General features: G+C 72.6%; 4 protein-coding genes and 1 tRNA gene. 3 read left to right on the top strand and 2 right to left on the bottom strand.

Going from position 1 to position 5,741, the window contains the following annotated elements; all coding sequences use genetic code 11:
• The first annotated feature begins 362 nt into the window (after nt 1–362).
• Nucleotides 363–1,718 (top strand): hypothetical protein, encoded by a 1,356-nt coding sequence (locus tag ACFXB5_RS22150; protein WP_385210488.1) that lies wholly within the window; start codon nt 363–365, stop codon nt 1,716–1,718.
• A gap of 114 nt (nt 1,719–1,832) precedes the next feature.
• Here ACFXB5_RS22150 and ACFXB5_RS22145 read toward each other — a convergent pair whose 3' ends face one another.
• On the bottom strand, nt 1,833–3,542 hold the full coding sequence (locus tag ACFXB5_RS22145) for a protein kinase (protein ID WP_385210485.1): 1,710 nt from the start codon (nt 3,540–3,542) through the stop codon (nt 1,833–1,835).
• Between the two features lie 45 nt (nt 3,543–3,587).
• Nucleotides 3,588–4,133, bottom strand: a complete 546-nt coding sequence (locus tag ACFXB5_RS22140) for a DNA-binding protein (RefSeq protein ID WP_037954566.1) — start codon at nt 4,131–4,133, stop codon at nt 3,588–3,590.
• 118 nt (nt 4,134–4,251) lie between these two features.
• Between ACFXB5_RS22140 and ACFXB5_RS22135 the strand changes: the two genes are divergently transcribed.
• Together ACFXB5_RS22135 and ACFXB5_RS22130 are read left to right on the top strand one after the other, a co-directional pair.
• Nucleotides 4,252–4,324: transfer RNA gene (locus tag ACFXB5_RS22135), tRNA-Ala, on the top strand.
• Nucleotides 4,325–4,511: 187 nt separating this feature from the next.
• Nucleotides 4,512–5,663: a response regulator gene (locus ACFXB5_RS22130; RefSeq protein WP_385210482.1), complete on the top strand. Its 1,152-nt coding sequence runs from the start codon at nt 4,512–4,514 to the stop codon at nt 5,661–5,663.
• Nucleotides 5,664–5,741 lie beyond the last annotated feature (78 nt).

Genomic DNA, 5,741 nt, shown 5'->3' with positions numbered 1-5,741 from the left:
CCTCCATCAGGGCCGAGACGATGGTCTCCAGGCGGGCGTCGGTGTCGAACAGGTGCCCCCCGGCGGTGGCGGGGGGGGGGGCCCGGCCGCCCGGGGGGGTCCCCCCCGCCCCCCCCCCGGTGGCGGGGGGGGGGGCCCCGTCGGCTTTACTGGCGCCGTGGCGGGGAAGCGGCGGGGGCGTCGGGGATGGGATGACGGGGGCGTCGGTTGGGATGGGACGGCTGGGGGCCTTCGTGTTTCACTCTCGCAAACGAATAGCTTGCACAGGCAAAGTTGAGCGGGCCGGCCGAGCCGGGTTGAACGAGCCGACCAGGCCGGGGTTGAGCGGGCCGACCGGCCGGTACGACGAGGAGTGACGCGCGATGAAGGACCGCCGCAAGGTCAGGGCCGGTCTCACCATGGCGGCGGCGCTGTGCGCGGTGGCCGCGGCACCGGGGACGTCCCTCGCCGACAGCGCCGCCGGGGCCCGGGCGTACGAGACCCGCGGCACCCGGATATCCGGCTCCGACGGTGACGCGGGCGCCCCTTCTCTGGCGGCCGGCCGCACCTATGTCGACAGCGTCGGGCCGGGCGAGAAGCGGTACTACGGCGTGACGCTCGACACGAAGTCAGCCGCCTATGTCTCGGCGGTCGCGGCACCCCGGCCGGGCGCGGAGGTGACCTCGTACCGCGATGGCGTGAAGGTGACCCTGGAGAGCCCCGACGGGGGCGTCTGCGGCACCGCCTCCCCGAAGATCGAGACGAGCGGTGTGGCCTATCCCCTGGCCGACTACGCCTCCCGCCAGATCGACTCCGGCCCGGCCTCCTGCCACCAGGCGGGGCGCTATGTGGTGACCGTGGAGCGCCAGGACGGGTCACCGGACCCGGAGCGCTGGCCCGTGGAGCTCCGGCTGATGGTGGAGCCACCGGTGAAGGGCGGGGCCACGGGGGCGGCCCCGGAGGGGAGTTCGAGCTCGCCGTCGCCCGAGGCGCCGGACGGCACCCCGTTACCGAGGCGCGGCGGGCGCGGCTTCACCGACGCGCCGACCCTGGGGACCGGGGTGTGGCGGGACGAGATCACGCCGGGGGAGACGCACTTCTACCGGGTGCCCGTGGACTGGGGGCAGCGCCTCTCCGCCGTCGCCGAACTGTCCGCCGACGGCAAGGACCAGAGCACCCGTCTGCTCGACCGCGCCCTGGCGCTGCACGCCTACAACCCGGCGCGCGGACTCGCGAAGCGCGGCACCCCCGCCGCGCAGGACGGCGAGCCGCCCCGCACCCAGGTGGCCACAGCGCCGGTGGCCTACGGAAACCGGTATGCGAACACCGGCTCCACGGTCCGCGCGATGAGCTTCAGCGGTGGGTACTTCCTGGCGGTCACCCTCAACCCGCCACAGGTGGCACCGCATCTGAACAGCTCGGTGCCGGTCGTGCTGCGGGTACGGGTCGCGGGCGACGCGCGCGGCGGGCCCGCCTACGACAAGGACCCGGTCAAGGCGGGGTTCGGCCTCACGGCGGCCGACCGGCGGGCGGCCAGGAGCCATCCGCTCGCGGCGGACGGCGACCGGATGGGGAGTTCCGGCTCCGGCGCCGCCGACTCGAAGGACGCACTGCGGGTGGTGGGGTACGCGGGGATCGGCACCGGGACAGCGCTGGTGCTCGGGCTCGGGGCGTGGACGCTCACCGCCCGGCGGCGGGCCTCGGCGCAGCAGCGGTACGGGCCGCCGCCTGCTTGGTAGTTGGGGTCTGGGGCCTGCTTGGGGGCGGGCCCGGGGCCTGCTTGCGGGCGGACCCCGGGGCCTGCTTGCGGGCGGACCCCGGGGCCTGCTTCGTGGTTGCGGCCTGGGGCGGGGTCAGCCCGCTGCCACCAGCGCCCATGCGCCGATGGCGAAGCACAGCGCCGCCACGATCAGGATCGAGAGCGTCGCTTTCCGGGACGGTCCGGGGCGCCGCCGCGTCGCGGAGGGAACCCGCGGCCGCTCCGCGGTGTATGGACGAGTAGAAGGAAAGTCACGCGGGGGCGGCGTCGGTGTCGGGGTCGGCGTGGGTGTCGGCGTTGGCGTCGGTGTCGGCGTGTGAGCCGCGTTCGGAGCGGGAGCGGGGGTGGGCGTATGCGGGTGCGGGTGCTGCACCGGCTGTACGGGGTGTGGAGGCTGCTGTTGTGCGTGGTGCGGGTGGCGCACGGGCGGCTGTGGGGCCGGTGGGATCGGGGCCGCCGTGGATGGGGTCGGCGGGGTCAGCGGGTGGGGTATCGACGGCCGCTGGACCGGCGGGGGCGGAGTCGAGGGCTGGGCGGTCGGCGGCGGGGGCGTCGGCGTCGGTGGGCCCGCGGGCCGCGGCGGTGGGGTCTGGTGCGGTGGGGTCCGGTTCAGGGGCGTCTGGGCGTGCGGGGGTCCGGGGTGCCGGACTTCGGCCGACGAGGCGCCGGAGGACGGAGTCCCTGGAGACCCGGGGGCCTCGGTGTGCGGGGCGCGCGACTGATCATTGCGGGGGAGCGGCGGCGGGAGGGTGAAGCTGCCGGTGTCGGACATGGACGGACGCGGGGCGGCCGGCTGCTGGGGAGCGGCCGTGTCGGAGCCGGGGGCTGCCTCGGCGGCGGGGTCCGAGCCGGCGGCGGACCGGGGCCGGGACGGCGCCGCGCCATTGCCCTGGGGCGGGTCGGCCTTCGCGTGGCGGCGGCGCGGCCGGGTGGGGCCCTCGGGGCCGAATCCGCTGGGCAGTGGCCCGAGTTGGTCGAAGACCTCGATGGCATCGTCGTCCAGGTCGGCCTCGGGCAGCAGGTCGACCGCGGTCGCCAGCGCCTTCCGCGCGCCCGTGGCGGTGCGGAAGCGGTTCTCGGGGTCCGGCTGCAGCAGCCCCGCGATCACCTGCCACAGCGGTTCGGGCACCGCGGTGGGCGCGTTCGGCACCCCCTGCTCGAAGAGCTTGACGAGCGCCTCCCCGTCCGGCTTGTGCCCGGTGATCAGATAGAGCGCCACCAGCCCGACGGCGAAGAGGTCCGCCGGGAAGTCGGGGTCGTCGCCCATCATCTGCTCGGGCGCGAAGTAGCCGGGCGTGCCCATCACGTAGTTGGCCTCGGTGAGGCGCGGCTCGCCCTTGGTCAGCGCGATGCCGAAGTCGGACAGCCGGACGTGCGGCCGCCCGGTCCCGGTGGATTCCAGCAGGATGTTCGCGGGTTTGATGTCCCGGTGCACCACGCCCTCGGCGTGCACCGCGGCCAGTCCGGAGAGCAGCTGGTCGATCAGGGTGCACACATAGCGGGGCGGCAGCGGGCCGTAGTCCCCGATCAGATGGGCGAACGAGCCGCCGCCCACCAGGTCCATGGTGAACAGCACCTTGTCGTCGTCGGCCGCCCAGCTGGCCGGTGCCAGCACATGGGGGTGATCGATCCGCAGGGCCTGTTCCCGGACGAAGCGCAGCAGCGTATGAGCGTCACGTTGCTGGAGCACCTTCGCTGCCACGTACCGTCGGCGGCGGTGGTCCCAGACGCGCCATACCGCGCCCACGCCCCCACGCCCGATCGGGTCCACCAGCTCGTACCGGCCCGCGAAGATCTCACCCATCGCGCCGTGCCCGCCCCGTCATCGACTCGTCAGCAGTTCAGCCCGTCAGCTCTGGTGCGCCTCGTAATGGGCGACCGCCTCGGCGGTCCGCCCGGCGCCATACACACGGAGAAACTCTGCCAGCTCCGGGTGGGTGGGGGCGAGGGAGTCGGCGGCATCGATGATGTCCCCCGCGGCCGCCACGGACCGCAGCAGCGACTGGATCTCGCGCACCACTCGCCGTACGGTCGGGGCGCCCGTGCTCGCCGTGGTCTGGGTGGAGTTGAGGACCGAGCCGCCCGCGGACTTCTTGATCTCCTCCATGCGCTCCGCGGCCTCGGCGGCGCTGACCCTGCCATCCGCCGCCTGACTGGACAGCTCCTGCAGCGCCTGCACTCGCTGGACCACGGCGGGGTTGCCGATTTTGGCGCGCTGGCCGCTCATGAGCTGCGAGAGCATGGGCGCGGACAGACCGAGGACGGCGGCGAGACGGGCTTGGTTCAGACCGAGATCGTCGATGAGACGGCGAAAGAGCGCCCCCAGCGGCTCCCCGTACCAGCTGCGCTGAAGCTCCCGTGCGCGCGCGGTGGCATCCTGCTGTGTTGCGTCCATCTCGCTCTCCCCTTCGCTTCGCTGCCGCGAATCTTGCGTGGCATCCTACGGAGAGCGCTACGCGCGAGCGATACCCGGTCGGGAATGCTGGTCGGTAGCAGGTATCCTGATCGGCGAAGGGGCCTTAGCTCAGTTGGTAGAGCGCCGTCTTTGCATGGCGGATGTCAGGAGTTCGACTCTCCTAGGCTCCACCTCCATCACCAGCCAGGACGCCGGACAGGTGTCCTGGCTGATGCGTTTTCGCCCCTGATATCGGTGTTGCCACTCTTGTCATTGCCCGGCGCAACACCCGCGGGATGCTCCAGGGTGTTTTCCACAACTCGGGCAGATCGCCCGGGAGTCGTCTGATCGGCGCGGTGCGCCGTACAGGGGGACACGATGAGTGTGCTGCATCCGCTGGGCGAGAACCTGCCCGAGGAGTGCCGGGCGTTCGCTGTGGAGCTGAGGAAGCTGTTCCTGGGGCTGGGGGTCTCGCTGCGCAGATACGCGGTGCGGCGGCACCGCGATCCGAGCACCATCTCGCGGTTCCTGAACGGCACCCGCATCCCGCCGTGGGAGTTCGTCTTCGATCTGTTCACCGATCTCGCCGAGCGGCGGGGCGTCGCCCCCACCCCGGCCGCCATCGAGCTGGTGCGGGAGCTGCACCGGGCCGCGGTCCGCACCAGCCGCTCCTCCGGACACGCCATGGAGATCCTGCAGATCCAGCTGGCCGACGCCGACCGGGACGCGCGGGTCTCCATGGCGCACCAGGATGTGCTGGGCGAGGCGCTGCTGGACCTCAAGCACCGCATCGCCGATCTCGAGGTGCGGCTGAACCAGGCCGAGGCGGCATGGGCGACGGAGCGCGCCCGGGCGGACGCGCTGGAGCGGGACATCCCGGACCGGAAGGAGCTGATCAAGGAGCGGGATCTGCTTCAGCAGGAGGTGCGGCGGCTCACCGAGGAGCTGGACGAGGTGCGGCTGCGGGGGCGGCTGGCGGAGGAGCGCTGTCTGGTCCTGGAGCGGCAGCTGGCCATGGTGGAGTCCCAGCGCCCGGCCGCGGTGCCACAACAGGAGGAGGAGCCCATGGGACGGGAAGGGCCCGCGGCGCCTCAGCGGGCCATGGGGCCACGGCCGAAGATCCTCGTGGTGGACGACCAGCAGAACAATCTGCTGGCCATGGAGGCCGTGCTGGCCACGCTCGACCAGGAGCTGGTGACCGCGACCTCCGGGCAGGAGGCCCTCAAGGCGCTGCTCGACCATGACGACTTCGCGGTGATCCTGCTGGATGTGCAGATGCCCGAGATGGACGGCTATGAGACGGCGGCCCATATCAAGCGGCGTTCCCGCAACCGCGACATCCCGATCATCTTCCTCACCGCGATGGGTTCCGATCCCGAGCACTCCTCGCGGGGCTATGCGGCCGGTGCCGTGGACTACATGGCCAAGCCGTTCGACCCCTGGGCGCTGCGGGCCAAGGTCTCGGTCTTCACCGAGATCTTCCTGGAGCGGCGGCAGCGCCGCTCCCAGGGGGAGGACCCGGCGGACTGAGCCGGAGCCGAAGAAAAGGAGCCGGAGAAGAAGAAAAGGAGCCGGAGAAAAGGACGAGGGGCGGGGGTTCAGCGGATA

It is taken from the genome of Streptomyces sp. NPDC059455 (assembly GCF_042750115.1).
GTDB classification, from domain to species: Bacteria; Actinomycetota; Actinomycetes; order Streptomycetales; family Streptomycetaceae; genus Streptomyces; species Streptomyces endocoffeicus.
The sequence above is the reverse complement of the archived record's forward strand: the minus strand, read 5'-3'. Positions and strand labels throughout refer to the sequence as shown.

What these genes read in the sequence shown, in the direction of transcription:
- ACFXB5_RS22145 (WP_385210485.1), bottom strand. Translation starts at nt 3,542, where the DNA reads ATGGGTGAGATCTTCGCGGGCCGGTACGAGCTGGTGGACCCGATCGGG.
- ACFXB5_RS22150 (WP_385210488.1), top strand. Translation starts at nt 363, where the DNA reads ATGAAGGACCGCCGCAAGGTCAGGGCCGGTCTCACCATGGCGGCGGCG.
- ACFXB5_RS22130 (WP_385210482.1), top strand. Translation starts at nt 4,512, where the DNA reads ATGAGTGTGCTGCATCCGCTGGGCGAGAACCTGCCCGAGGAGTGCCGG.
- ACFXB5_RS22140 (WP_037954566.1), bottom strand. Translation starts at nt 4,133, where the DNA reads ATGGACGCAACACAGCAGGATGCCACCGCGCGCGCACGGGAGCTTCAG.